Source organism: Lactobacillus sp. C449L, assembly GCF_059900815.1.
This window is the reverse complement of the sequence record NZ_JBWXGA010000001.1, coordinates 386,402-412,607: the sequence shown is the minus strand read 5'-3', so window position 1 is coordinate 412,607 and position 26,206 is coordinate 386,402. Positions and strand designations below refer to the sequence as shown.

Below are 26,206 nucleotides of genomic sequence, written 5' to 3'. Positions count from 1 at the left end.
CATTGAGCATAAAAGCAGAAGAGATAAGCTCTTTAATCAAGCAACAGCTTGAACACTATGATGACAAACTCGACATCAATGAAGTTGGGGTTGTGACATACATAGGTGATGGTATCGCCCGGGCTCACGGATTGAACAATGTTCTTGCTAATGAACTATTGGAATTTGACAATGGTTCTTATGGTATTGCCCAAAACCTTGAATCAAATGATGTTGGTATCATTATTTTGGGTAACTTTGATGATATTCGTGAAGGTGACCAAGTCAAACGAACCGGTGAAATTATGCGTGTTCCGGTCGGAGATGAATTAATTGGTCGTGTTGTTAACCCTTTAGGGCAACCAGTTGATGGCTTAGGTGACATTAAAACTACCAAGACTCGTCCAATCGAGGCTTCAGCGCCGGGTGTTATGCAACGACAGTCAGTTAATCAGCCGCTGCAAACTGGAATTAAAGCAATTGATGCTCTGGTTCCAATCGGCCGCGGTCAACGTGAATTAATCATTGGTGACCGTAAAACCGGTAAAACTAGTTTAGCAGTTGATACTATTTTGAATCAAAAGGGACAAGACGTAATTTGTATTTATGTCTTTATTGGACAAAAAGAATCAACGGTTAGAACACAAGTAGAAACGTTAAAGCGCTTTGGAGCAATGGATTATACGATTGTTGTCGAAGCAGGACCAAGTGAACCAGCACCGATGCTTTATATTGCACCTTATGCTGGAACGGCAATGGGCGAAGAGTTTATGTACAATGGTAAGGATGTATTGGTGATCTTTGATGATCTATCCAAGCAAGCAGTTGCTTACCGTGAACTTTCTTTGCTTCTTCGTCGTCCGCCTGGTCGTGAAGCATATCCTGGTGACGTTTTCTACCTGCATTCACGTCTGTTGGAGCGTAGTGCTAAGTTGAGTGATAAACTTGGCGGTGGTTCAATGACTGCCATTCCGTTTATTCAAACTGAAGCTGGCGATATTTCAGCCTATATTCCAACCAACGTAATTTCAATTACGGATGGACAGATTTTCTTGCAAAGTGATTTGTTCTTTGCTGGAACCCGTCCAGCTATTGATGCTGGTAACTCTGTTTCCCGTGTTGGTGGTAGTGCTCAGATTAAAGCGATGAAAAAGGTCGCTGGTACTTTACGTACTGATTTAGCGGCATACCATGAGTTGGAAAGTTTCGCTCAATTTGGCAGTGATTTGGATCAGGCAACCCAGGCTAAATTAAACCGTGGTCGAAGAGTTGTTGAAGTTTTGAAGCAACCTTTGCATGACCCAATTCCGGTTGAAAAACAAGTTTTATTGCTGTATGCATTGACTCATGGCTACATTGATGCTGTTCCGGTTGAAGACATTGCTCGTTTTGAAAAAGAACTTTACGACAATTTTGACAATGAACATGCTGATTTATTAAGCCATATTCGGGAGACTGGTGATTTACCGGATGAAAGTGAGTTGAAATCTGCAATTTCAAAATTCACTGATAGTTTTTCGCCAAGTAATAAATAGGAGGTAGTTTATGCCTGCATCTTTACTTGAGTTGAAGAAGAAAATTGCTTCAGTTAAACAAACTGGTAAAATTACAGAAGCAATGAGAATGGTATCCGCGTCAAAACTGAATCAAACCCAAAAACGAGATGAGGGGTATACAGTCTATAATGATCATGTACGTCAAACATTATCTCGTCTAATGAGTGCTGAAGTTGTTGGACACTTGCAAAAAGAGAATGTTAGAGTTGACAATGAAAGCATTGGTAAGATTGATTATGAGAGAGTTTTTGGCTTAGGAATTGTATCTGACATGGTTCAGGCCCGTAAAGAGGTTAAGTCAACTGGTTATTTAGTTATTACTGGTGACCGTGGCTTGGTTGGATCATATAATAGTGCTGTCATAAAAAATATGATGGGCTTAGCCGAAGATGCTAAAGCTGAAAACAAAGAAATTAAGATCTTAGCGGTGGGCTCAGTTGGTGCTGAATTTTTTAAGAAAAACAATTTAAATGTTGTTTACGAAAATGATGCAATATCTGATGTGCCAACTTTTGATGAAGTATTACCAATTGTTTCAACTGCAATTAAAATGTACTTGAATGGAGTTTATGATCAGCTGTATGTTTGTTATACACACTTCATTAATTCCTTGTCATCTGCATTTCGTGTTGAAAAAATGCTTCCGGTAGTTGATATTGATATCGGTATTGAAGAAGCTGAAGCACATAAAGATTTAGAATATGATATTGAACCTGACGTTAATGCTGTTCTAACTACTCTGATTCCGCAGTATGCTCGTTCTACAATTTACGGAGCAATTTTAGACGCTAAGACTGCTGAACATGCTAGTTCGATGACTGCTATGCAGAGTGCTACTGACAATGTTAATGATTTGGTATCAAGTTTAACTACTAAATTAAATCGTGCCAGACAGGCAGAAATCACCACTGAAATTACTGAAATTGTCAGTGGTGCCAATGCTTTGAAATAATTAGAGAAAAGGAGGTAGATGTTTTGAGTGAAGGTGAAGTTGTTCAAGTAATCGGCCCAGTTGTTGATGTTAAATTTCCACTTGATAAGAACCTACCCGATATTGATAATGCTCTACGTGTGATTATCTCAGATGATGAATCAATCGTCCTCGAAGTTACACTTGAGCTTGGTGATGGTGTCTTAAGAACTATTGCTATGGAATCTACCAATGGTCTTCGGCGAGGAATGAAAGTCGAAGATACTGGTAATCCAATCTCCGTACCTGTTGGTAATGATACCTTAGGTCGTGTTTTTAACGTTTTAGGTGACCCAATTGATAATGGTCCTAAATTTGATGAAAAGCATGCACGCAATAGTATTCACAGGAATGCGCCAAAATATGACGAATTAACGACTAGTCAAGAAATACTTGAAACTGGAATTAAGGTTATTGACTTGCTTGAGCCATACGTCCGAGGCGGTAAAGTCGGCTTGTTTGGTGGTGCTGGTGTTGGTAAGACAACGATTATTCAAGAGTTGATTCATAACATCGCCCAAGAACATGGAGGCATTTCTGTTTTTACGGGTGTTGGTGAACGAACCCGTGAAGGTAATGACCTCTACTTTGAAATGAAAGCCTCTGGTGTTTTAAGTAAAACCGCAATGGTTTTCGGTCAAATGAATGAACCGCCTGGTGCTAGAATGCGGGTTGCTTTGACTGGATTAACTTTAGCTGAGTATTTTAGAGATGTTGAAGGTCAAGATGTTTTACTATTTATCGATAACATCTTCCGGTTTACTCAGGCGGGTTCTGAAGTTTCGGCCTTACTTGGTCGTATGCCAAGTGCCGTTGGTTATCAGCCAACCTTAGCTACAGAAATGGGTCAATTGCAAGAAAGAATCACTTCGACTAAGAAGGGATCTATTACTTCAATTCAAGCCGTTTATGTTCCAGCCGATGATTATACTGACCCTGCGCCGGCAACTACTTTTGCTCACCTTGATGCTACGACTAATTTGGAACGTAGTCTGGTTGAGCAAGGGATTTACCCGGCAGTAGATCCGTTAGAGTCCACTTCAAGTGCTTTGGATCCTGAAATTGTTGGTCAAGAGCACTACGAAGTTGCTACTCGGGTGCAGCATATTTTACAGCGTTACCATGAACTGCAAGACATTATTTCAGTACTTGGTATGGACGAGTTATCCGACGAAGAAAAGGTAATCGTCAGCCGAGCACGTAAAATTCAGTTCTTTTTGTCTCAGAACTTTTTTGTTGCAGAACAATTTACTGGTGTTCCAGGATCATATGTCCCAATTAAAGACACAATTAAAGGCTTTAAAATGATTTTGGATGGTCACTTGGATGATCTTCCTGAAGATGCTTTCCGTAGTGTTGGCCCAATCGAAGAAGTCTTGAAGAAGGCGCAAAAAATGGGTGTAACTGCTAGTGACTCAGAAGCTAAAGCACTGTTAGAAAAGTAGGGTGATGTCAAATGGCTGAACCGGAAAAACTTTTTATGGTAAATGTTGTAACTCCTGATGGCTTAGTTTTTTCCCATCATTGTAGTATTGTTGAGATGAGAGCAATTGATGGGCAACGTGCAGTCATGTATAACCACTTGCCGATTCTGACACCATTAGCAATTGGTGAAGTAAGAGTAAAACGAAGCCGAGAAATGAATAATGAGGTCAATCACTTAGCTGTAAGTGGTGGATACTTTGAATTTTCCAATAACGTTGCAACGATCATTGCTGATAGTGCTGAACGTTCTGGCAGTATTGATGTTTCTCGTGCTGAAGCTGCTAGAAAGCGTGCTGAAAGTGCGTTAGCTGAAGCAAAGGCTTCACATGACCAGCGTTCACTAGAAAGAGCCCAAGTTGCTTTGAGAAGAGCAGTGAACAGAATCAGTGTTTACAATTCGGATAAATAATTTTAGAGTTTTAGGCGGATGCATGAAAACAAAAACATGTGTCCGTTTTTATTTGACAAAAGAAAAGCGAGAAATATATGTTTCAACTTGGCGTTCGTGCCCTCATTAGCATTGTTACCTATCTGATTACAATTGGTTTGTCATTTCAAATAATGAAAAGTGTTCGGGTAGAAAAGATAATTAGAAAAAATAGAACATTTGAAGCGCAACTTTTGTTGATTTTTGCAGCAATTGCGCTTGGGTTTTTAGTTGGCAACTTTTTCATTACTCTTATGGATACCTCTTTACAACTAAGTAATTTCTTTTAAGACTTAGTAAAACGTTGGAAGTCAAAAGCAAAGTTGGTTTCTTTATGGTAAAATGGACAAGGAATATTTAGGGAGGACTATTGTGGCAAGAGATATAGGAATTGATTTAGGGACAGCCAATGTGCTCATCAACGTCTCCGGCAAAGGAATTGTTTTAAATGAACCTTCAGTAGTTGCTGTCAATACCGCTTCAAATAAAGTGGTGGCAGTAGGAACTGAAGCTTACAAAATGGTTGGACGAACCCCTGGAAATATTCGGGTAATTCGTCCGCTGAAAAACGGAGTAATTGCTGACTTTGATATTACAGAAGCAATGCTGTCATACTTTATTGAAAAGCTAAACGTTAAAGGATTTATGTCTAAGCCTAATATTTTGATTTGTGCACCAACAGGTGTAACTTCAATTGAACAAAAGGCAATTATTCAGGCAGCAGAAAAATCTGGTGGCGGTAAAGTCTATTTGGATTTTGAGCCAAAAGTTGCTGCAGTTGGTGCCGGACTTGACATTTTTAAACCGCAAGGCAACATTGTAATCGATATTGGTGGTGGAACTACTGATATTGCTGTCTTATCAATGGGAGAGATTGTTACTAGTCAATCGCTGCGCTATGCTGGTGACCATATGAATCAGGCAGTTATTTCATACATTAAAAATAAGCACAACTTACTAATTGGTTCTCGTACTGCTGAACAAATTAAAATTGAGATTGGTAGTGCATTTGAGCCCGATGAAGAAGCCACAATTACAGTTCGTGGTCGAGATGTGGTCGATGGCTTGCCAAAACAAGCTACGGTTTCGGCTCCTGAGATTCAAGAAGCGCTCCATGATGGCTTAATGACTATTATTGCGGCAACAAAAGATGTACTTGAAAAAACACCACCTGAACTTTCAGCTGATATTATTGATCGTGGAATCATGCTAACTGGTGGAGGTGCACTTTTAAAGAACCTCGACAAACTAATTTCGTACCACTTAAAAGTACCTGTTTTAACTGCAGATCATCCGCTCGAAGCTGTTGCTCTTGGTACGGGTATTTTACTTAAGAATATAGAAAAGCATCAACGTCATTAACCTATTAAGGAGATCGACTTGCGTAAGATTTTGATTTTTTTAGTTAGAGTTTATCAAAGGTTTATTTCTCCGGTTTTTCCACCGAGTTGTCGATACTATCCAACATGCTCAACATACATGATTGATGCCTTAAAGAAGTTTGGGCCTCTTTTAGGTTTGATTATGGGGATTAGCCGGATTTTGCGATGCAATCCTTTTGTGCGTGGTGGTGTTGACCCCGTACCTGATAACTTCACTATTTTTCGTAATCCTCACCCCGAGGACTATGAGGATGAGATAATTGCTAAAAAATTTCATTCATCTGCGAAATAGGAGATATTATGTCAAAAAAACCAGAAAATATTAATGTTGAAATTAACGAACTGAAAGAAAAAGAAAATCCAACCTGGGAAGTTGTTATTCCAAATAAAAAATCAATTGGTCTGATTGAAAAAATATCAGGTCGTTACCGAGCAACTACAGATAAGACTAGTAGTGTTTTATATGCTAAGAGCTTGGAAAGCAGTATTAATGACTTACTTTCTTACTATACTTTGCATGAAAAATAACAGGTAGTGAAGACTAATGGCGAAAGTACAAAATGAGACAAATTTATTTGATCGAATTGCTTGGAATATTGTAATACCAGTTTTACTGCTTGCAGCAATAGGGCTGTATTCAATTTATTTTGCAGCAATTGATGATCCTAGTCATATGGGTAGCCCAATTAGGGCTACTTTAATGCAGGGTCTGTGGTATGTTATTTCTTTTATAGTTGTTGTTTTTGTAATTCAGTTTGATGCTGACCAGCTCTTTCGCATTGCACCTTATGTTTATGGCTTTGGGATTTTTTTGCTGATTGCGGTTCTTTTTTTCTATGATCGCAGTATAGCAGCCGATGTAGAAGCTAAAAGCTGGTTTAAGCTCGGTCCAATTTCATTTCAGCCTTCTGAGGTAATGAAACCAGCATTTATTCTAATGCTGGCACGGGTTGTTCGCGATCACAATCAAAAATTTGCTCATACGATTAGAAATGATTGGGTGTTAATTGGAAAAATTGTTGCTTGGATTTTGCCAATTGCAGTTTTGCTAAGATTACAAAATGACTTTGGGACAATGCTAGTATTTATTGCCATTGCCGGTGGAGTTATTTTGGTTTCTGGAATTTCCTGGAAATTAATTACTCCTGTGTTTGTTGCCGCTTTTATTTTTGGTGTCATTGTTATATTTATGGTTACAACCCCTGGTGGTCAATCATTCTTGAGTCATTTCTTTCAGCCTTATCAATTTAGACGAATTATTTCGTGGCTTAATCCGTCGACTGATACCTCAAAAGGTGCGTATCAATTATGGCAGAGCATGCAGGCAATTGGCTCAGGGCAAATTTTTGGTAATGGATTTGGAAACTTGAGCGTGTATGTTCCTGTTCGCGGCTCTGATATGGTTTATTCTGTTATTGGTGAGTCTTTTGGCTTTGTTGGCAGTGTTGCGGTAATCTTGCTGTATTTATATTTAATTGTTCAAATGGTACGTATTACTTTTGACACTAAAAATGCTTTTTATTCCTATGTTTCAACGGGCGTGATTATGATGATTCTATTCCATGTCTTTGAGAATATTGGAATGAGTATTGATTTATTACCTTTAACTGGTATTCCTCTACCGTTTATTTCCCAAGGGGGATCGGCTTTAATAGGTAATATGATTGGCATTGGTATGATTTTGTCAATGAAATTTCACAATAAAGATTACATGTTTAGTCAAGCTGGCGACTTTTAAATTAAAAGTTGAGCGCAAAAAAAACACTTCAATTTTAAATTGAAGTGTTTTTTGGTTTTAAATTATATCTGTATTTTCCTGAGAACGACATACTAGTACATCACAATCAGCAGTTCTAGTAACGTATTCAGTTACACTACCGATTAAAATACGTTCAACCGCATTAAGTCCGGTAGCACCAACTATAATTAAATCGATTTGATGCTTTTTAGGAAATTCATGGGCAATAATTGATTTTGGCGAACCAAACTCTATCGAGAAGTGTACATCCTGTACACCAGCCTTTTTTGCCTCATCATAATATTTTTGCAATTTTTCCTTTGCATCATTAGATACCTGTTCAACCATTTCAGAGTCAAAACTTGAAACATTTTGAAATGAACGGGTATCAATGACATGTAAAATCTCCAGTACAGCTCCGTTACGTTTAGCTGCCGCAACAGCTTTTTTAAAAGCCAAATCTGCTTCTTTAGAACCATCCACGGCTACTTGAATACGGTGATATTGTTTTATCATTTTAAACACCTCACTTACTATTATTTTACCAAACTTTCGAAGAATTATTCACTCTTTCGATTAATTAAAAGACTAAAAATCAAAATTGTGAGCGAACTGAAAACTAATGTTAGCAAGTTAAGATACTTATTATTCTGCAAAAGTATTACTAATCCAATTATGCATTCTATAAATAAGACAATCGCTGTACCAGACATTATTGCTTTAAAATTAGAAGTGGTTTTTCCATTAAAAATTAGAAAATGAGAATTGCGATTATGCCATAAATAATAAGCAGTAATTAGCAAAACTATCAAATAAAAGGCAATGATAACTTTAAGTACCATGAAAATCTCCAAACAAAAAACGGTCACATTGACCGCTTTCTAAATTTCTAAAAGAAATCCGAGTCGACTAGACTAGCAAAACGATGCTTGTTGAACCCGTAGTGTCCAAAAAAATGAGAAGTATCGCAACGAATGTGGATCCTATGCATAATTGATAGTATTCCGATTCTGATGTTATTTACAATCTCGCACGTCTTATGTTTGACCGGTCAACTTTAATACAATTAAGCTATTCGATCAACTCAGATCAGTTATTATACTACTCAATGTAAGCGCAATTGTCAAGATATTAAGTGGGGTTAACCGGTGTTTCTTAAAAGCACAAAAACAAGGTAAGTAAATTTTACGTGCTATTGAAGAATTAGTTAAAGCTCACAATTATTTTTGTTTATTTTTCTTTAGACCGTCTCGTTGTAGTTCACGCAAACTAGCATATTGTTTTTTAAATCCTGCTTCAATCTTAGAATTACCTTTTGGATCAAAGTAATGTTTCTCTAGCAACTTATCGGGCAAATACTGCTGTGCAACCCAATCACCTGGATACGAATGTGGATATATGTAGCCAGTTCCATGGCCCATTTTTTGGGCACCGGAATAATGGGTATCTTTTAAATCACTTGGAATTGAACCGATATCTTGGTTACGAACATCACTTAGGGCCTGGTCAATAGCGCTAATAGCACTATTACTTTTTGGGGAAAGCGCAAGCTCAATCACTGCATTAGCAAGCGGAATCCTCGCTTCAGGGAAGCCTAAACTTTGAGCTGCTTGAATAGCAATAAAAGCATGCTGAGCAGCAGCCGGATTTGCCAGGCCAATATCTTCATAGGCGATCACACTTAACCGGCGACAGATTGCAATTAAATCACCAGATTCAACTAACCGAGCTAAATAGTGCAGGGCAGCATCAGTATCAGAACCACGGATGGATTTTTGAAAAGCGGAAATCAAATCGTAGTGGCCATCACCATTAGCGTCAAAGTTTTGAGCACGCATTTGTATTGAATTAGCCATTTCTTCTTGATCAACGGTAAAACCATTTTCAGTATCTTTTCCAGCCATTATCAATTCTTGTTTTGTAGAACGAACAGCAAGTTCTAAGCCGTTTAATGTTGCACGTAAGTCGCCATTTCCTTTTTGAATTAAGAGCTTTTTAGCATTCTCGGTAATTTTAGCGTGATATTCGCCTAGACCATTAGTTTTATCAGCTAATGCGTTATCAATTGCCTTTGCAACGTCATTAGCTTCTAAAGGCTTTAGTTCAAATATTTGGCATCGGGAGCGAATAGCGGGAGAAATTGAAATATACGGATTTTCGGTTGTTGCACCAATCAAAATTACCTGTCCTGATTCAAGAAGAGGTAGAAGAAAATCCTGTTTAGTCTTATCCAAGCGGTGGATTTCGTCAAGTAAAAGGACTACTGTTCCGCTCATTTTTCCTTCAATTGCCACTTGCTCAAGCTGCTTTTTGCTGTCTGTTGCGGCATTGAGCTTTCGAAAAGCATACTTAGTTGAGCCGGCAATCGCACTTGCAATACTTGTTTTACCGATTCCAGGCGGACCATATAAAATCATTGATGATAGGAGTCTTGATTCCACCATACGACGAATAATTTTGCCAGGACCAATTAAATGCTGCTGGCCAACGACTTCGTCCAGAGTTTGAGGACGCATCCTATAAGCTAAAGGCTTCATTATTTATCTCCGTGAAAAAGCCGCTGCCAAAATCCAGGCTTTTTGGTTTTGTTAGTTTGTGCTAGTTCCTGTTTTGGCATTTCAGGTGCATAGACTTGATCTACCTCAATTCGCATCTTATTAATGGCGTTTTGAGAAATAACCAAAATTGCTGTGTCGTTAGGGCCTGTCTTTGCAGTTTCATTGTTGACGATTGTAAAAGAAATATTAAACTTACCGCAGTTAGTTTCAACTTGATTTAAAAACTGGTCATTTATCTTTCCGTTTATTAGAAGAGTGTAGTCTATATAGTCTTTAAAATGTAAAATAAAAAGATTAGTTAGTTTAGGGTTTTCTATGTCTGCATTAGTCATTCTAATTAGTACTCGTTCACGTAGAGATCCTAAGTACTTTCTTCGTTCATCAGGCTTTGTCTGTGGCGTAATTCCTTGAGCCGCATTAGAAACTCTGGTATTTAAATCATCAGGCATTTTCACAATTTCCTTTCAAGTAACAAAAAACCCTTTCCAAGAAGGAAAGGGTTTTGCGAACAGAAACTATTAAAGTAACTTGTTGTAGTATTCAACAACAAGAGCTTCGTTAATTTCTGGTTCTAGTTCATCACGTTCAGGAAGACGCACCAGCGAACCTTCAACTTTATTTTCATCAAATGAAATAAATGATGGACGCGAAACAACAGCTTCAAGTGCATCTTTAACTTGTTGTAAGTTCTTTGACTTTTCCTTGAGACCAATAACTTGGCCAACCTTAACATCGTAAGAAGGAATATCAACACGTTTGCCATCAACAGTAATGTGCCCATGGTTAACTAACTGTCTAGCTTGTTCTCTAGTAGTAGCTAGTCCTAGTCGATAAACAAGACTGTCTAAACGGCATTCAAGCAGAACCATGAAGTTGGTACCGTGCTCACCTTGACGAATCTTACCGGCGCGTTTGAACAAAGTTCTAAATTGACGTTCGTTTAAGCCATACATCCAGCGTAACTTTTGCTTTTCATGCAATTGCTCACCGTATTCTGACAAACGGCCACGTGAATTAGGACCGTGTTGACCAGGAGCATAGTTACGACGACTAAGTTCCTTGCCAGTACCTGAAAGTGAGATACCTAATCTTCTTGAACGTTTCCAACTTGGACCTGTATATCTTGACATAAAATCCTCCAATAAAATCTGATAACAGTTCTTGGAGTAAAATAATCACGTATAAGTTCAACATTCGTGCATCTTAATTTTCATTTTCGCCTGTTGCAGCATCGGCTACTCGTTCACTAAAACGTATTAAGATGTTGACGTTCTTGTCACTTATAGCTGCAAATATTTTACACGTCATATATTATAGCGGTCTAGTAAAGGTAAATCAAGAAAAACATCAGGCGGCTGCAAATAAATGGATAAAAAAGTGCTTAATAATACATATTCATGCATATTAAAAGCATATTTTATAGCTAAAATGACCCCAAATTAACTCAAAGTGTTAACAATTACACAAATTCAACTAATTATTGAAATCCAATTCCCACACTATCACATAAGTTTGGTATAATTGAAGGTAGTTTTTGGAGGAAGAAAATGTCATCAACTCAGTCCATTATTGTAATAATTGCAATTGTAATCATTATCCTTATTGTAGCATTTATGCTCATTATTAATCGAAGGCAACTTCGTGAAATTATTGAACTTGACGAGCTGATTTCTAAAATCGAAGAAATGCATCTTGAAGCTGATATTGTCAAACTAGATAAGATGGATCTTGCTGGTGAGAGTCTAACTTCTTTGACAACATGGCGCAAGAATTATGAACAAGCAACCACCAAAAAGATTCCTGAAGTGAATAATCTGCTTGAACATGCCGCTGATGAAAATGCACATTACCAACTATTTCGAGCGCGAAAGAACATTAAACAGGCGCAAGAAATTATGCAGCCGACTTATGATGATGCTAAAAATACTAAAGAGGTCTTTACTGCGCTTCTTGAGTCAAACCGTGAAAACCAAATGCAGTACGATAATTTAAACAATGACTATCAAAATATGCGTAAAATGGTCTTAGCAGATTCATTTGACTATGGAGCTGCACTTGATCAGATAGAAAGTGAATTAACGGAGATTGAAAGTGGTTTTACTGAAGCAAAAGGTCTGACTGCTCAAGGTGATCAGGTAGAAGCCAAACGAGTATTATCAAAAATTAAAGTCGAAATTTCTTCAATTAGTGAAAAATTACCGAAAATCAAAGAAGCACATCATCAACTAGATTCAGTTTTCCAAGATCAACTTAGTGAAATTTCTGATTCGTACAAAAAGATGATGTCTTCTAAGTACTATATTACTGAAGTTGATGTATTAGAAGAAATTAAAAAAATTCGAGGCGAAGTTGAAGAAGCAAACAAATTCTTAGCTGATCTAAAAATTGAAGAATTAGCTCAAAAAATTTATCAGATTAAAGCTGAAATTTCTAACTTATATGATGTTCTGACTAAGGAATTCAAGTCACGACCATTTATTGAGGAAAATCAAGATAAAATTCAACGTTTGCTTGCGCATGAACAAGTTGAATCCAAAGACTTAGTGGAGAAGTTACGCCATATTGATGAAAGTTATGAGCTCACCCATGGTGAATTAGCTACAAGCAGGCAACTTGAACAAGAAGTTAATGACATGAATCGCCAATATACTGTTGATACGCAAAAGATAGCTGATGGCAAGGGTGTTTATTCGGAAATAAAATCATCTTGGCTAAGCATGCTAGAACGTCTGCGAGAGATTAGTGATGAGCAAAGCAGAATGTCCCAAGACGTGGATGGTTTATACGATTCCGAAAATGTTGCTAATGATTCAATTAATCGTTTTAAACAAGAAGTTTCGTTGGTATATCGGCGTTTAGAACGAAAAAACTTACCGGGTAATCCCGAGTCTTTTGTTCAGATGTATACGTTGGTTGTAAATGAAATTGGTCAAGTTGCAAAAGAACTGAGTCAGGTCAGAATTAACATGGAAAAGATTTCTAATGATTTAATTCAAATTTCGGATGATGTTGAGCGTTTAAAACGAGAAGCAGACGATATTATCAATTCAGCTGATTTAGTTGAGCTAACTATGCAGTATTCCAACAAGTACTCCAACAATGACTCAGTTAAAAAAGCTCAGAAAAAGGCAATGGAGCTATATAGTCACGAGTTTAATTATAAAGACGCCTTAGATACGATAGCAACAGCGATTGAAAAGGTGGAGCCAGGCTCTTATCAGAGACTTGAGAATTTGTATTATTCAGATAAAAAGTAATTAAGTAAAAAGAGCAGTATGTTTATGGATAAACATACTGTTTTTACATTAATAAGAGAACTTTATCGAATTATAAATTACAAAGCTAACATATTAGTTAAACTGACAAATAAACTAAGTTCTATTAGAATTATCAATTGAAGGAAAAAGTTATTTAAGTTACAATTTGTTAGTTATTAAGCAAGTGCCGATTATGGCTTTATCAAGTGAGGAGGATTTTCGTGATTTATTTTGATAATAGTGCCACAACGAAAATAGATCCGACAGTATTAGCTACATATGATAAGGTAGCCCAAACTATTTGGGGCAATCCGTCAAGCTTGCATGGTTTAGGAGACCGGGCTTTTCAGCTTCTGGAAAGTTCTCGAAAACAAATTGCTGATCTGTTAGGTACTAATTCAGATGAGATCTTTTTTACCTCTGGAGGAACTGAATCCAATAACTTAGCAATTAAAGGAACGGCCTTTCAAAAGCGTAAGTTTGGTAAACATTTAATTACTTCAAGTGTTGAACACGCTTCGGTTGCTAATGCTTTCAATACACTAGAGTATTTAGGCTTTCGTGTAACTCATTTGCCAGTTGATAAGGAAGGACGTGTTAACGTTAATGACTTACGTAATGCACTTGACTCCGATACAACGCTGGTTTCAATTATGGGTGTTAATAATGAGATTGGTACAATTCAACCAATTGAAGAAGTCAGTGACCTTTTGTCTAATTACCCAGCAATTAACTTTCATGTCGATAATGTGCAAGCTTTAGGCAAGAATATTTGGCCCCGTGTCTTTACACCCCGTGTTGATTTTTCAAGTTTGTCTGCTCACAAGTTTCATGGACCTCGCGGCGTTGGTGTTTTCTATAAAAAAGAAGGGAAAATGTTAGCGGCGTTGCATGATGGTGGTGGTCAAGAAAAAAGCTTGCGTTCAGGCACTGAAAACTTGCCAGCAATTGCGGCAATGGCAAAGGCAATGCGTCTTGTTTTAGACGATGAAGCTAAAAAGGCCAATCGAGAAGCTGCAATAAAGGCTAAAATCGTTGACTACTTGCAAGATAAACCGGGGATTAAAATTTTTTCGCCAGTAAATGCTGGTTTTTCATCACACATTTTGTGTTTTTCCCTTGAAGGGATTCGTGGCGAGACTTTAGTTCATACTCTAGAAGACTATGATATTTATACTTCGACAACATCTGCTTGTGCTTCGACTAAGGTTGATGAAGCCAGTACACTAATCGCGATGCACATTGACGACAAAATTGCGACAAGTGCAATTCGATTAAGTTTTGACGAAACAAATACAATAGAAGAAGCAGATGAGTTTATTAGAGCTTTTGATAAGATTTATCGCCATTTTGCGCAAATTAACCACTTAGGAGAATAGTACTTAATGAAATATACTGAAATTATGGTTCGCTATGGTGAACTTTCAACCAAAGGAAAAAATAGAAAGGATTTCATTGGCCGCTTAGCCGGCAATGTGACCAAAGTTTTGCGCGATTATCCTCAAGTTGAAATTCATCCCAAGCATGATCGAATGCACATTGTTTTAAATGATGCGCCATTTGAAGAAGTCGATAAGCACTTAAAAAAAGTGTTTGGTATTCAAACTTATTCTCCAACGATTAAAGTTGAAAAGACTCTTAAGGCCATTGAAGAAACGTCATTAGCATTGATGAAAGAAACATATCTTCCAGGGATGACCTTTAAGGTTAATACAAGACGCAGTGACCACCATTTTACTTATGATACAAATGAATTAAACCTAATGATAGGTGATTATTTATTTGACCATATGACAGATTTAAAAGTAGAAATGAAGCATCCTGATATTGTTTTGAGAATTGAAGTTCGCCAAGATGCAGTTTATATTTCTAACCAGTTGCTTCATGGAGTTGGTGGAATGCCGGTTGGCACTGGAGGCCGTGCAGTTATGATGCTGTCGGGTGGAATTGATTCACCTGTTGCTTCATATCTTGCTCTTAAGCGAGGTGTCGATATTGACATGGTTCACTTCTATAGTCCGCCATATACAACTGAAAAAGCACTGAATAAAGCTAAAGAACTAACCGGAATATTAGCGAATTATGCTGGTCGGATTAACTTTATTGCAGTTCCTTTTGCTGAAATTCAAGAAACGATTAAAGAGAAAATCCCTGAAGGATACCTGATGACCATTCAGCGTCGTTTTATGTTGCGGTTAGCTGATCAAATCAGAGCCCAAAGGAAAGATTTAGCCATTTTTAATGGTGAGTCAGTTGGGCAAGTCGCTTCGCAAACGCTTGAATCGATGGCTGCAATCAATGATGTAACAACTACTCCTGTTTTACGTCCAGTAGCTACAATGGATAAAACAGAAATTATCCGTTTGGCAGAACAAATTGGTACTTTTGATTTATCTATTCAACCATTTGAAGATTGCTGTACCATTTTTGCTCCACCTCGTCCGAAGACTAAACCAAGAATTGATAAAGCGCGTGAGTATGAAGCTCGCCTTGACATTGAAGGCTTAATGCAGCGTGCTCTTGAAAGTATTGAAGTCACTCCGATATATCCGGGGGATAAATTCTTAGCTAATAAAGTGCAAGAAGATACTGCATTACTTTAAAAATCGTGTTATAATGCTAACAAAGCAATAATCAAGAGGTATTAACCTTATAGATAGAGAAAGGTCCCAGTTGGTGAAAGGCCGAATGAAGGTTAATTAGTAGCTTGATTGGACTGGTTAGCTGAACTAAAAGTAAGTTAACCCGGCAAATTCGCCGTTATCACGTTTTTAAGAGAAGTGGGCGTTTTACCCCACTTAACTTAGGTGGTACCGCGGTTAATTACATCGTCCTAGACAGTTTTGTCTAGGACTTTTTTATTGGAAGGAAAATTTATGAAAGATCTAGCTCCTAAATATGATCCTCATGAGGTTGAAGAAGGTCGATACCAAGAATGGCTCGACCAAGATTTATTTAAGCCTTCGGGCGATCAAAAGGCTCATCCATATTCTATTGTTATTCCACCGCCCAATGTTACCGGTAAGTTGCATTTAGGCCATGCATGGGATACTGCAATTCAAGATGCTTTAATTCGTTTTAAACGGATGCAAGGATACGACACCTTGTATTTACCGGGAATGGATCATGCAGGAATTGCAACTCAAGCTAAGGTGGAAGCAAAATTGCGCAAGCAAGGCAAAAACCGTCACCAAATGGGGCGAGAAGCGTTTGTTCAGCAAGTTTGGGATTGGAAGGATGAGTATGCCAGCATTATCAAGAGTCAATGGGCCAAATTAGGGCTTTCTTTAGACTATTCGCGTGAGCGCTTTACGCTTGACGAAGGCTTGTCTAAAGCGGTTCGGCGGGTTTTTGTACAATTATATAATGAAGGCTTAATATACCGCGGCGAATATATCATCAACTGGGATCCAGAATTGCAAACGGCACTTAGTGACATTGAGGTTATTCACCAAGATGATCAGGGTGCTTTTTACCATATCAAGTATCCATTCGCAGATGGTTCTGGCTATGTCGAAATTGCTACTACTCGTCCTGAAACAATGTTTGGTGATACGGCAGTTGCAGTTGCGCCTGGAGATGAGCGTTACAAGGACATTGTTGGCAAGGAGCTAATTTTGCCACTAGTTGGACGTCATATTCCGATTATCGAAGATCAGCATGTTGATCCGGAATTTGGTACTGGCTTAGTTAAAATCACACCTGCTCACGATCCAAATGACTTTGCCGTAGGTAACCGTCATAACTTAGAGCGTGTTAACGTAATGAATGATGACGGTACGATGAATGAAAATGCTGGTAAGTATAATGGCATGGATCGTTTTGAGTGTCGTGAAGCAGTTATTAAGGACTTAAAAGAGCAGGGCTATCTGATTAAGATTGATCCGATTGTTCACTCTGTTGGTCACTCCGAGCGTTCAGGCGTTCAAGTCGAGCCCCGTTTATCGACTCAGTGGTTTGTGAAGATGAAGCCACTTGCTGAAAAGGTTTTAGAAAATCAAAAAACTGAAGACCGTGTTAACTTTGTTCCTGATAGGTTTGAACAAACGCTTAATCACTGGATGGAAGATGTCCACGATTGGGTAATTTCGCGGCAGCTTTGGTGGGGTCATCGTATTCCGGCTTGGTATAACAAGCAAACAGGCGAGATGTATGTTGGTGAAGAGGCGCCTAAGGACATTGAAAACTGGAATCAAGACCCAGATGTATTGGATACCTGGTTTTCAAGTGCTTTATGGCCGTTTTCAACTATGGGCTGGCCGGATGAAAATTCAGCTGACTTTAAGCGTTACTTCCCAACCAATGCTTTAGTTACTGGCTATGACATCATCTTTTTCTGGGTTTCCCGAATGATTTTCCAAAGTCTTCACTTTACTCATAGGCGTCCATTTAATGATGTTGTTCTTCACGGCTTGATTCGTGATGAACAAGGAAGAAAAATGAGTAAGTCACTTGGTAACGGTGTTGATCCGATGGACGTAGTTGATGAGTATGGAGCCGATGCTTTACGCTGGTTCCTGCTTAACGGTACTGCTCCGGGTCAGGATACTCGTTACAATCCAAAGAAGTTGGCTTCGGCTTGGAACTTCATTAACAAAATTTGGAATGCAGCAAGATTTGTAATCATGAACTTACCGGAAGACGCTCAGCCTGCTCATATGCCAGATAATGCAAGCTTTGACTTGTCAGATAGTTGGATTTTCGATCGTTTGAATCACACTGTTGGCGAAGTTATTCGTTTATTTGATGAATATAAGTTTGGTGAAGCCGGACGAGAAATGTACAATTTCATTTGGAATGATTTTTGTGACTGGTATATTGAAATATCAAAGGTAGCATTAAATGGAAACGACAAAGAGCTGAAGGCAAGAAAACAAAACAACTTAATCTGGATTCTTGACCAAGTTTTACGTTTACTTCATCCAATCATGCCATTTGTTACTGAAAAATTATGGCTGTCAATGCCGCATGTTGGTAATTCAATTATGGTTGCCGAATATCCAGAAGTTCATGCTGAATTTGTTAACGACAAAGCTAATCATGATATGGCATTTTTGATTGATATTATCAAGGCTGTTCGTAATATTCGCATGGAGGTAAATGCTCCACTTTCAGCACCAATTGATTTGATGATTCAACTTGAAAATCCTGAAAATGAGCAAATTTTAACGGCGAATGAAGAATACGTTAAGAACTTCCTGCATCCAAAGAAATTGACAATCTCAACTGAGATTGAGGCGCCAAAATTGGCTAAAACTGCAGTGATTTCCGGAGCGCAAATTTTTGTTCCATTAGTTGATTTAGTTAATGTTGATGAAGAAATCAAACGGATGGAAAAAGAAGAAAAGGACCTTAAAGCTGAAGTTGAACGTTCTGCTAAGAAATTAGATAATCAAGGTTTTGTGGCTCATGCTCCTAGCGCAGTTATTGATAAGGAGAAGGCAAAAAAAGCTGACTATGAAAGTCAACTTGAGAGTGTTCGCCAGAGAATTCAAGAATTGAAAAAGAGTGAATAAAAGTGATTTTTACCAATGCTCAAGACGTGATTAATAGCTTATATACTCTTCCCAAGCTTCATGAGAAAGCCGATTTATCTTATATTAAGAAGATTTTATCGGTTCTTGATAATCCGCAAAATAATGTAAAGACGATTCACGTTACGGGCACGAATGGTAAAGGCTCGACTTCTTATTATTTAAGTAGCCTACTACAAAAGGCCGGTCAAAAGACTGGTCTTTTTGTTTCTCCGTATGTGTTTGAATTTAATGAGCGAATTCAGCTTAATGGTCAAAACATTAGCAATCAGGATTTGGTTGATTGCGCTAATCAGGTCGAAAAAGCCTTGCAAGTGATCAGGCAGGCAGATTCAACTTTTTCTTTGGTTACATTTGAATATGAAGTTGCGCTAGCTTTCGTTTTTTTTGCTCAAATGAAATGCGATTACGCGATTATTGAAGTAGGAATAGGCGGAGAGCATGACAAAACTAATGTCATTATGCCAGAAGTTAGCGTGATTACTACTGTTGGGCTCGATCATGAGCAAATAATTGGACCGTCTATTCAGGATATTGCGCGTGAAAAAAGTGGAGTAATTAAGTGGCAGCGACCAGTTGTTTTGGGCAATGTACCAGAAAAAGTACTGTCGATTTTGATGGCAAAAGCTCAATCTGAAGATGCTGTAGTTAAACTATTGGGTCGTGATTTTAAGGTTGATTTTGCTGAAAAAATGACTTTTTCAAATTCAAAAAGAACATTAAAATTTGCTATTTGTCCTCAAGTTGAGAGCTATGATATTGCAGTTTCTATTCAGACATTTGACTTACTTGGTATTGCTTTAAGTGATGTCGAAATCCAGGAGGCAATTAATAATGTGGTTATTCCAGGACGTTATCAAATTTTACAGGACAAACCACTTATAGTTTTAGATGGTGCTCACAATATTCAAGCAATGAAGAGCTTACTCGATTATATTCATAACCAACAGCTGTTGCGACAAGGGAAAGTTCGCATTTTAATTATGATGATGCGCGACAAGGATATTAATCCAATCTTTTCCTTATTTAAGCCAAGTGATCAAGTTGAATTAACCACAATTGATTATCCCCGGGCGGCTAAAAAGGCTGATTTTCCTTCTTGGATAAAGAAAAAATATCACTATAATGAAAACTGGCGCGAGGCATTTATCCGTTTGCAGCAAGTTAGTGAGTCAAATGATATACTGCTAGTGACGGGTTCGTTTTATTTAATTGGTGAAATACTTCAGATGGAGGAAAAAAATGAAAATCGCGGGAATCAATGATGAAATTAATGGCATTCTTTTTGATATGGACGGATTGCTTGTTAACTCAGAAAACCTGTATTGGAAGGCTAACATTCAGGCTTCAAAAGAAGCAGGTTTAAATACACCAGATGATATGTATTTAAAACTTGTTGGTTCAACTATTAATGATATGGCTGACTTTTATCACCATTATTTTCAGACCGATACTGATCGCACCCGCTTTATAAAACGAACCGATGAATTGGTATGGAATTGGACTGACGAGGGCAAGCTCAAGTTACGTCCGGGAGTTCAAAAAGCTCTTGATACGTTCCAAAGCCTGGGGTTACCTATGGCAATAGTAACCAGTAACACCGAAGCGGTTGTTGAACACAATTTATGGGCAACTGGAGTAAGAAATTATTTTCAGTTTCATTTAAATTTAGATGACGTCAAAAACAACAACGTTAAACCCAAGCCAGCGCCGGACATTTACTTATTAGCCGCAAAAAAACTCGGCGTTTCTAGAAAAAACATTTTGGCATTTGAAGATTCTTCGGCTGGACTCCAAGCAGCAGTTAACGCCAAGCTAAAATGCGTTATGGTACCTGACTTAATTCCAGCAAGTAAAAAAGATGAAGCAATTGCTTCCTTTGTTTGCACTGATTTTTTTGAATTTCTAAAAAAAATATAACATTTTAAGTGTACTTAATAGTGAAAGGAATGATCTAATGAAATATATCAAATCCAACCACTATTTAGTTAATACTGATGTAGAGTTATTAAATGCCCTATTCAACCAATTAAAAGAAAAAGGTATAACAGAGTTTGACGACTTAACTGAAAGACTGAATCAACTAAAAATAAACAGTTTTAATGACTTACTAAAATATTTTTCTGGCTACCAATGTGAGGACAGTCTTGCCTTAGTTAGTGAAAACATTATGGAACGTTTGCGTTTGGCAGTATATGACCGAGAAGCAGTTTTGACTTCTAGTAACGAAGTTGGTATGTATTTAACTGACAAGCTGGCTGGTCGCAAGCACGAAGAATTGTGGGCAATTTACATCGATAATAGCAATCATATTATTGCCGAAAAGTGTTTATTTCAAGGAACCCTTGATAAATCTATTGCTCATCCACGGGAGATTTTTCATTGGGCAGTATTATACTCTTGTGCTGGTTTTTTTGTAGTTCACAACCATCCAAGTGGTAATTTACTTCCTTCTAAAAGTGATGTTGAATTGACTAAAGTGCTATATTCATCAGCAAATATCATGCGGATTGACTTTTTAGACCATTTCATTGTCGGTAAGGGGCGCTATTTAAGTATGCGAGAGCATCAATTGTTTTAAGTTCGTCTTAAAGTTATTCTGCATCTCTTTTTTAAATTGCACTTTATGCTATAATTATTCAAGATTTAGAGACTGCAGTAATAAGGAGAGATTTTCGTGTTTGGATTAGGAGCAAAAAACATTGGTATCGATTTGGGTACAGCCAATACGCTTGTTTATATGGAAGGAAAAGGAATTGTCTTAAGAGAGCCTTCTGTTGTGGCTAAGAACACCAGTACCAATAAAGTAATCGCAGTTGGCTCAGAAGCCAGAGAAATGATTGGTCGAACACCTGCAAGTATCGTTGCAATTCGTCCAATGAAAGATGGTGTGATTGCGGATTACGATACAACGGCTGCAATGCTTAAGTACTTTATTCAAAAAACAGTTAGTGATTCAAAACCATCAGTAATGATTTGTGTACCATCGGGTGTTACTGAAGTTGAAAAGCGAGCAGTAATTGATGCTGCTCGCGTTGCAGGTGCTCGAGAAGCATATGTAATTGAAGAACCATTTGCAGCCGCAATTGGGGCTGGTCTTCCGGTAATGGATCCAACTGGTTCAATGGTAGTTGATATTGGTGGGGGTACTACTGATGTTGCAACAATTTCATTAGGTGGTATTGTGTCTTCAACCTCAATTCGTCAAGCTGGAGATAAATTCAATGCCGCAATTGTTAACTATGTCCATTCCAACTTTAATTTACTAATTGGTGAGCGAACTGCAGAAGATATTAAAATTCAAATCGGTTCGGCTTCAATAGAAAAGGCAAAGGACATTGAGTCTGTTAACATTCGTGGGCGTGACTTAGTAACTGGCTTACCAAAATCCATTGATATAAAAGCAGTTGATGTTTCCAAAGCGATTCAAGATGTTGTTCAGGACATTATTGTTGCTATTAAAGAAACGCTTGAACAAACTTCTCCTGAAATTGCTGCAGACGTTATCGACCACGGAATTGTTTTAACAGGTGGTGGAGCACTACTTAAGAACTTACCGGATGTAATCTCAGATGCGACTAAAGTTCCAGTGTTTATTGCTCAGGATCCGCTTGATTGTGTTGCAATCGGTACGGGCGAATCTCTTAAAAATATTGAAGTAATGCGTAGAAGTCGCAGATAACAATAAAAGTCGGCTATTTGCCGGCTTTTCTTTAGGAATCGATTCCATATGAAAAACTTTCTACAAAATAAAAGAATATTATCAATTTGTGTTGCAGTTATTCTCGTTTTTTCGATAATGGGCGCTAGTATAGGCTTGCGAAATAAAAGAAGTACACCACTAATTATCCAGAGTTTTGGAAATGATATTGTAGCTGTGGGTACTAGAATCGTTGACTTTCCAATTGGTGTGGTCACTGGTAGTTTAAATACTGTTCACGACCTTCTGAATACTCAAAATGAAAACAACTATTTAAAAAGCCGAGTTACCGATTTGGAACAGACAAAGGCTCGTAACTCCAGCCTCGAAGACGAAAATAAACAACTTAAAGCTGCTTTAAAATTAAAAAAGACTTTAACTGATTTTGAGTTAGTAGATGCGTCAGTTATTTCACGTTCTCCTGATAGTTGGACTGACATACTTGTTATTAATAAAGGTTCTACTTCGGGTCTCAGGAAAAATATGGCGGTTATGTCAGGAGGCGGTGTCATTGGCCGAATAGTTGAAGTTAATGCTGCTTCTGCAAAAGTTGAACTAATTACTACTACTGATAAAACTGCTAATCGATTTGCTGTTGAAGCAGAAGCTATAAACGGAAAAAAAGTACACGGAATTATTACGGTAATTGGTGAAAAAACGCTGGCCTTTACTCAAGCAATTGATAGCAAGAAGTTAAAAAAAGGAACTAAAGTATATACTAGTGGTATGGGTGGCAATTCACCCCGGGGCCTATTAATTGGTACTATTGCCACAACAACTCATGATTCATTCGGTTTATCCGATTTAATAAAAATTAATCCTGCTGGTGAACTAAATGATCCTACTGTTGTCTCGGTAGTTAAAAGGGTGGTGGATTAACAATGCGATCAATGCAAAAATTCACGTTAGCCTTTGCACTATTTATCGCTTTGGTTTTAAATGCTAGTTTATCATTTTACATGCATCAGTTTTTAACTGCAGCTAACGGAGTTAATCTGCTAATGCCGGTTGGAATGATGTTAATTGCTCTTTTTGACGACACAAATAAAAATGAAATTTGGCTTGCAATTGGTGCGGGAATTATTAGTGATATTTACTTTTTTGGTTTTATTGGAATTTACGCGCTTGTTTTGCCACTAGTATGTTGGCTGCTTCAGAGAGCGGCTCGCTTTTTACCTGAAGTTTTTTGGTCCAGAATGTTAGCTATCGTAATTGGGGCAGTTTTAATTGATATGTATAGTTGGCTGATACTGAATCTGCTAGGGATATCACGTATCTCAGTTGTAAAACTAGTTATTAGCTTATTTCCAACAATAGGTTGGTCATTTATTTTTGCCCTATTTACATATCGAATATGGGAAAGTCTTGCTGTTAAGCATCCGTTCATGGTTAAATTAGATAATTATCGTCACTAAAATGGGAGAACTCCCCACTTATACTTTTTGTTAGTTAGAGAATTGGGAAATAAAAAAGACGTGAGAATTATTCTCACGTCTTTTTTATTCAATAAATCCCATTGCACTCACGGCTTGCATCACTACAGCTGCTAAGGTAATGATTGCCATTAGACAAGCCATAAAGATGGTTAATTTTTCAAATTTAGATTTTTTCTTTTTTCTTCGTGCCATTAATGAACCTCCCTGTTTGAACAATATTTTATTCTACTTAATAGTTTTTTTCAAACAGCTAGTAGGATAAAATAGATATAATTAAGTAGGAGAGAAAAAAGCATGTTTTTAATTTTTTTATTACCACTGGTAGGATTACTAATAGCTGTACTTTTAAATCGGTTTTTTCCTAAGGCAAGATTTCGTGGGTATGATGTTTTGCCACTGTTTTTTATTATTGCTTGTCACATGATTGCAGTTCAAGAAAAAAGACCTGACTTTTTACCATATGGTTTCCTTGTTTTTTTTATTTTAGTAATAATTATATCTGTTTATGAAGCTGTGAAAAATAAAAATATCTCATTAGAAAAGGTAATTCGCGAAATTTGGGACTTTCTAACAATGAATACGATATTTTGGTATATTGGTTTGTTATTTATGATGATTTAGAGAATTAATTTACCAATTAATAAGTACGCATAAAAGATCGGAATTTTTAAAAAAATTCCGATCTTTTTTTTTTTAGGAACATAAATAAATAAAAATTGGTTTTTTTTTACAAAAAAGTGGTAGAAAGTGGGGAAATGTGGTAAATTATTAATTGGAAGGGGGCTAGAACCATGTTCATGGGTGAATATCATCACAATCTCGATAGCAAAGGGCGTTTAATTATTCCCGCTCGTTTGCGTTCGCAGATTGGTGATAAGATGATTTTCACTCGTGGGATGGAAGGCTGCATTTTTGGCTATACTACTGAAGCATGGCAAAAAATTGAAGCTAAGCTAGCTCAGCTTCCGTTGACTAAGAGAAACGCACGTAGTTTTACGCGTCTGTTTTACTCTGGTGCAATGGAATGCGAATTCGATAAACAAGGACGTGTTAATCTGACCACAACATTGAAGGAACACGCCTCCCTGAATAAAGAATGTGTCATTGTCGGTGTTTCAGACCGAATTGAAATTTGGTCAAAGGAACGCTGGGAGAACTTTAGTGATGATGCTAATGAAAACTATGATGACATCGCAGAAAATTTGGACGATATTGAATTATAAATATGACTATGGAATTCAAACACACCAGCGTACTCTTACATGAAACAATTGAAAATATAAAACCTGAAGACGGAGGTCTTTATGTAGACGCAACTTTTGGCGGTGGCGGTCACGCAAAATATCTACTAAGTATGCTAAAGTCTGGGACACTTGTTGGTTTTGACCAAGATGAATATGCAATAAATTCAGCAAAGTTGAACTTTGCCGACTTATTAAATTATGATAGTGAACCAAAATTACAATTAGTACACGATAATTTTAGTCATTTGAAGAAGAACTTGGTAGAGCTGGGTTATCAAAATGGCATTGACGGTATATACTATGATTTGGGTGTTTCATCACCACAATTCGATCAGGCAGGACGCGGTTTTTCATATCGTTTCAATGCCAAACTAGATATGAGAATGGATCAAAGCCAAGAGCTTGATGCATATCAACTAGTAAACAGTTCGAGTCAGAAAGAATTAGCAGATATTTTGTATAAATTTGGTGATGAAAAATATTCACGACAAATTTCACGTAACATCGTTAAAAGAAGACAAGCTAAGCCAATCGAAACAACTTTTGAATTGGTGGAAGTTATTAAGGAAGCGATTCCTGCGTTTGCAAGAAGATCAGGAGGTCATCCAGCTAAGAAAACATTTCAAGCGTTACGAGTGGCTGTTAACCACGAGCTTGATGTTTTAAGAGAATCGCTTGAAGAGGCTATTGAACTTTTAAAGCCTAATGGTCGAATCGCTGTCATTACTTTCCAGTCTGATGAGGATAAGATTGTAAAAAATATTTTTAAAAAATACTCTGAAGTTGAAGTACCAAGAGGAATGCCAATGATTCCAGAGAGTATGAAGCCAACACTTCGCTTGGTCAATCGCAAACCGATTGTTGCTTCCGAAAGAGAACTAAAAGATAATAATCGCTCACACAGTGCGAAGTTACGAGTTGCGGAAAAATTGTGAAGAGG

General features: G+C 37.6%; 27 protein-coding genes. 22 read left to right on the top strand and 5 right to left on the bottom strand.

Annotated elements, in window-relative coordinates:
* The first annotated feature begins 2 nt into the window (after positions 1–2).
* The 9 genes from atpA to AC2JF9_RS01930 all read left to right on the top strand — a co-directional run bounded on the left by atpA (position 3) and on the right by AC2JF9_RS01930 (position 7,537).
* Positions 3–1,514, top strand: coding sequence for a F0F1 ATP synthase subunit alpha (gene atpA / locus AC2JF9_RS01970; RefSeq protein ID WP_500725046.1), 1,512 nt, complete (start codon positions 3–5; stop codon positions 1,512–1,514).
* Between the two features lie 10 nt (positions 1,515–1,524).
* Positions 1,525–2,487, top strand: a complete 963-nt coding sequence (locus tag AC2JF9_RS01965; RefSeq protein ID WP_500725045.1) for a F0F1 ATP synthase subunit gamma — start codon at positions 1,525–1,527, stop codon at positions 2,485–2,487.
* A gap of 23 nt (positions 2,488–2,510) precedes the next feature.
* The gene (gene atpD, locus AC2JF9_RS01960; protein ID WP_500725044.1) at positions 2,511–3,950 is read left to right on the top strand and encodes a F0F1 ATP synthase subunit beta; all 1,440 of its coding nucleotides are present in this window, start codon (positions 2,511–2,513) and stop codon (positions 3,948–3,950) included.
* 11 nt (positions 3,951–3,961) lie between these two features.
* Positions 3,962–4,399, top strand: a complete 438-nt coding sequence (locus tag AC2JF9_RS01955; protein ID WP_500725043.1) for a F0F1 ATP synthase subunit epsilon — start codon at positions 3,962–3,964, stop codon at positions 4,397–4,399.
* A gap of 77 nt (positions 4,400–4,476) precedes the next feature.
* Complete coding sequence (locus AC2JF9_RS01950) at positions 4,477–4,707, top strand: DUF1146 family protein (protein WP_500725042.1); 231 nt, start codon at positions 4,477–4,479, stop codon at positions 4,705–4,707.
* 82 nt (positions 4,708–4,789) lie between these two features.
* Positions 4,790–5,779, top strand: coding sequence for a rod shape-determining protein (locus tag AC2JF9_RS01945; RefSeq protein WP_500725041.1), 990 nt, complete (start codon positions 4,790–4,792; stop codon positions 5,777–5,779).
* 18 nt (positions 5,780–5,797) lie between these two features.
* Positions 5,798–6,091 carry a membrane protein insertion efficiency factor YidD gene (gene yidD, locus AC2JF9_RS01940; protein WP_500725039.1) on the top strand — a complete coding sequence of 98 codons (294 nt, stop codon included), beginning with the start codon at positions 5,798–5,800 and terminating at the stop codon, positions 6,089–6,091.
* A gap of 8 nt (positions 6,092–6,099) precedes the next feature.
* Positions 6,100–6,327: a DUF2969 domain-containing protein gene (locus AC2JF9_RS01935; protein ID WP_500725038.1), complete on the top strand. Its 228-nt coding sequence runs from the start codon at positions 6,100–6,102 to the stop codon at positions 6,325–6,327.
* Positions 6,328–6,343: 16 nt separating this feature from the next.
* On the top strand, positions 6,344–7,537 hold the full coding sequence (locus AC2JF9_RS01930; RefSeq protein WP_500725037.1) for an FtsW/RodA/SpoVE family cell cycle protein: 1,194 nt from the start codon (positions 6,344–6,346) through the stop codon (positions 7,535–7,537).
* A 57-nt stretch (positions 7,538–7,594) separates the two neighbouring features.
* Here the strand turns inward: AC2JF9_RS01930 and AC2JF9_RS01925 are convergent, their stop codons facing one another.
* From AC2JF9_RS01925 to rpsD, 4 genes are all read right to left on the bottom strand, one after another.
* Positions 7,595–8,053 carry a universal stress protein gene (locus AC2JF9_RS01925; protein WP_500725036.1) on the bottom strand — a complete coding sequence of 153 codons (459 nt, stop codon included), beginning with the start codon at positions 8,051–8,053 and terminating at the stop codon, positions 7,595–7,597.
* A 704-nt stretch (positions 8,054–8,757) separates the two neighbouring features.
* Positions 8,758–10,074 (bottom strand): replication-associated recombination protein A, encoded by a 1,317-nt coding sequence (locus AC2JF9_RS01920; protein ID WP_500725035.1) that lies wholly within the window; start codon positions 10,072–10,074, stop codon positions 8,758–8,760.
* Positions 10,074–10,544 carry a DUF1694 domain-containing protein gene (locus tag AC2JF9_RS01915; protein WP_500725034.1) on the bottom strand — a complete coding sequence of 157 codons (471 nt, stop codon included), beginning with the start codon at positions 10,542–10,544 and terminating at the stop codon, positions 10,074–10,076. The genes AC2JF9_RS01920 and AC2JF9_RS01915 overlap by 1 nt, the downstream gene beginning before the upstream one ends.
* 69 nt (positions 10,545–10,613) lie before the next feature.
* Positions 10,614–11,225: a 30S ribosomal protein S4 gene (rpsD, locus tag AC2JF9_RS01910; protein ID WP_500725033.1), complete on the bottom strand. Its 612-nt coding sequence runs from the start codon at positions 11,223–11,225 to the stop codon at positions 10,614–10,616.
* A gap of 417 nt (positions 11,226–11,642) precedes the next feature.
* On the opposite strand from rpsD, the gene ezrA reads away from it, so the two are divergent.
* The 10 genes from ezrA to mreD all read left to right on the top strand — a co-directional run bounded on the left by ezrA (position 11,643) and on the right by mreD (position 24,001).
* Entirely contained in the window at positions 11,643–13,352 is a 1,710-nt protein-coding gene (gene ezrA, locus AC2JF9_RS01905) for a septation ring formation regulator EzrA (RefSeq protein WP_500725031.1), read from the top strand.
* Between the two features lie 221 nt (positions 13,353–13,573).
* Positions 13,574–14,731 (top strand): cysteine desulfurase family protein, encoded by a 1,158-nt coding sequence (locus AC2JF9_RS01900; protein ID WP_500725030.1) that lies wholly within the window; start codon positions 13,574–13,576, stop codon positions 14,729–14,731.
* A gap of 6 nt (positions 14,732–14,737) precedes the next feature.
* A complete protein-coding gene (gene thiI / locus AC2JF9_RS01895) occupies positions 14,738–15,955 on the top strand; it encodes a tRNA uracil 4-sulfurtransferase ThiI (protein WP_500725029.1) in 1,218 nt (405 codons plus the stop codon).
* 273 nt (positions 15,956–16,228) lie between these two features.
* On the top strand, positions 16,229–18,868 hold the full coding sequence (locus AC2JF9_RS01890) for a valine--tRNA ligase (protein WP_500725027.1): 2,640 nt from the start codon (positions 16,229–16,231) through the stop codon (positions 18,866–18,868).
* A gap of 2 nt (positions 18,869–18,870) precedes the next feature.
* A complete protein-coding gene (locus AC2JF9_RS01885; RefSeq protein WP_500725026.1) occupies positions 18,871–20,151 on the top strand; it encodes a bifunctional folylpolyglutamate synthase/dihydrofolate synthase in 1,281 nt (426 codons plus the stop codon).
* The gene (locus AC2JF9_RS01880) at positions 20,129–20,806 is read left to right on the top strand and encodes an HAD family hydrolase (RefSeq protein ID WP_500725025.1); all 678 of its coding nucleotides are present in this window, start codon (positions 20,129–20,131) and stop codon (positions 20,804–20,806) included. The genes AC2JF9_RS01885 and AC2JF9_RS01880 overlap by 23 nt, the downstream gene beginning before the upstream one ends.
* A 37-nt stretch (positions 20,807–20,843) precedes the next feature.
* The gene (locus tag AC2JF9_RS01875) at positions 20,844–21,467 is read left to right on the top strand and encodes a JAB domain-containing protein (RefSeq protein ID WP_500725023.1); all 624 of its coding nucleotides are present in this window, start codon (positions 20,844–20,846) and stop codon (positions 21,465–21,467) included.
* A gap of 96 nt (positions 21,468–21,563) precedes the next feature.
* The gene (locus AC2JF9_RS01870; protein WP_500725021.1) at positions 21,564–22,568 is read left to right on the top strand and encodes a rod shape-determining protein; all 1,005 of its coding nucleotides are present in this window, start codon (positions 21,564–21,566) and stop codon (positions 22,566–22,568) included.
* Positions 22,569–22,616: 48 nt separating this feature from the next.
* Positions 22,617–23,465, top strand: coding sequence for a rod shape-determining protein MreC (mreC, locus tag AC2JF9_RS01865; protein WP_500725019.1), 849 nt, complete (start codon positions 22,617–22,619; stop codon positions 23,463–23,465).
* A gap of 2 nt (positions 23,466–23,467) precedes the next feature.
* Positions 23,468–24,001, top strand: coding sequence for a rod shape-determining protein MreD (mreD, locus tag AC2JF9_RS01860; protein WP_500725018.1), 534 nt, complete (start codon positions 23,468–23,470; stop codon positions 23,999–24,001).
* Between the two features lie 84 nt (positions 24,002–24,085).
* Here the strand turns inward: mreD and AC2JF9_RS01855 are convergent, their stop codons facing one another.
* The gene (locus AC2JF9_RS01855; RefSeq protein ID WP_500725016.1) at positions 24,086–24,214 is read right to left on the bottom strand and encodes a DUF4044 domain-containing protein; all 129 of its coding nucleotides are present in this window, start codon (positions 24,212–24,214) and stop codon (positions 24,086–24,088) included.
* A gap of 102 nt (positions 24,215–24,316) precedes the next feature.
* Between AC2JF9_RS01855 and AC2JF9_RS01850 the strand changes: the two genes are divergently transcribed.
* From AC2JF9_RS01850 to rsmH, 3 genes are all read left to right on the top strand, one after another.
* Positions 24,317–24,643 (top strand): DUF3397 domain-containing protein, encoded by a 327-nt coding sequence (locus AC2JF9_RS01850; protein ID WP_500725015.1) that lies wholly within the window; start codon positions 24,317–24,319, stop codon positions 24,641–24,643.
* Between the two features lie 170 nt (positions 24,644–24,813).
* Positions 24,814–25,245 (top strand): division/cell wall cluster transcriptional repressor MraZ, encoded by a 432-nt coding sequence (gene mraZ, locus AC2JF9_RS01845; protein ID WP_500725013.1) that lies wholly within the window; start codon positions 24,814–24,816, stop codon positions 25,243–25,245.
* 8 nt (positions 25,246–25,253) lie between these two features.
* Positions 25,254–26,201 carry a 16S rRNA (cytosine(1402)-N(4))-methyltransferase RsmH gene (gene rsmH, locus AC2JF9_RS01840; RefSeq protein ID WP_500725011.1) on the top strand — a complete coding sequence of 316 codons (948 nt, stop codon included), beginning with the start codon at positions 25,254–25,256 and terminating at the stop codon, positions 26,199–26,201.
* The last annotated feature ends 5 nt before the right edge of the window (positions 26,202–26,206 follow it).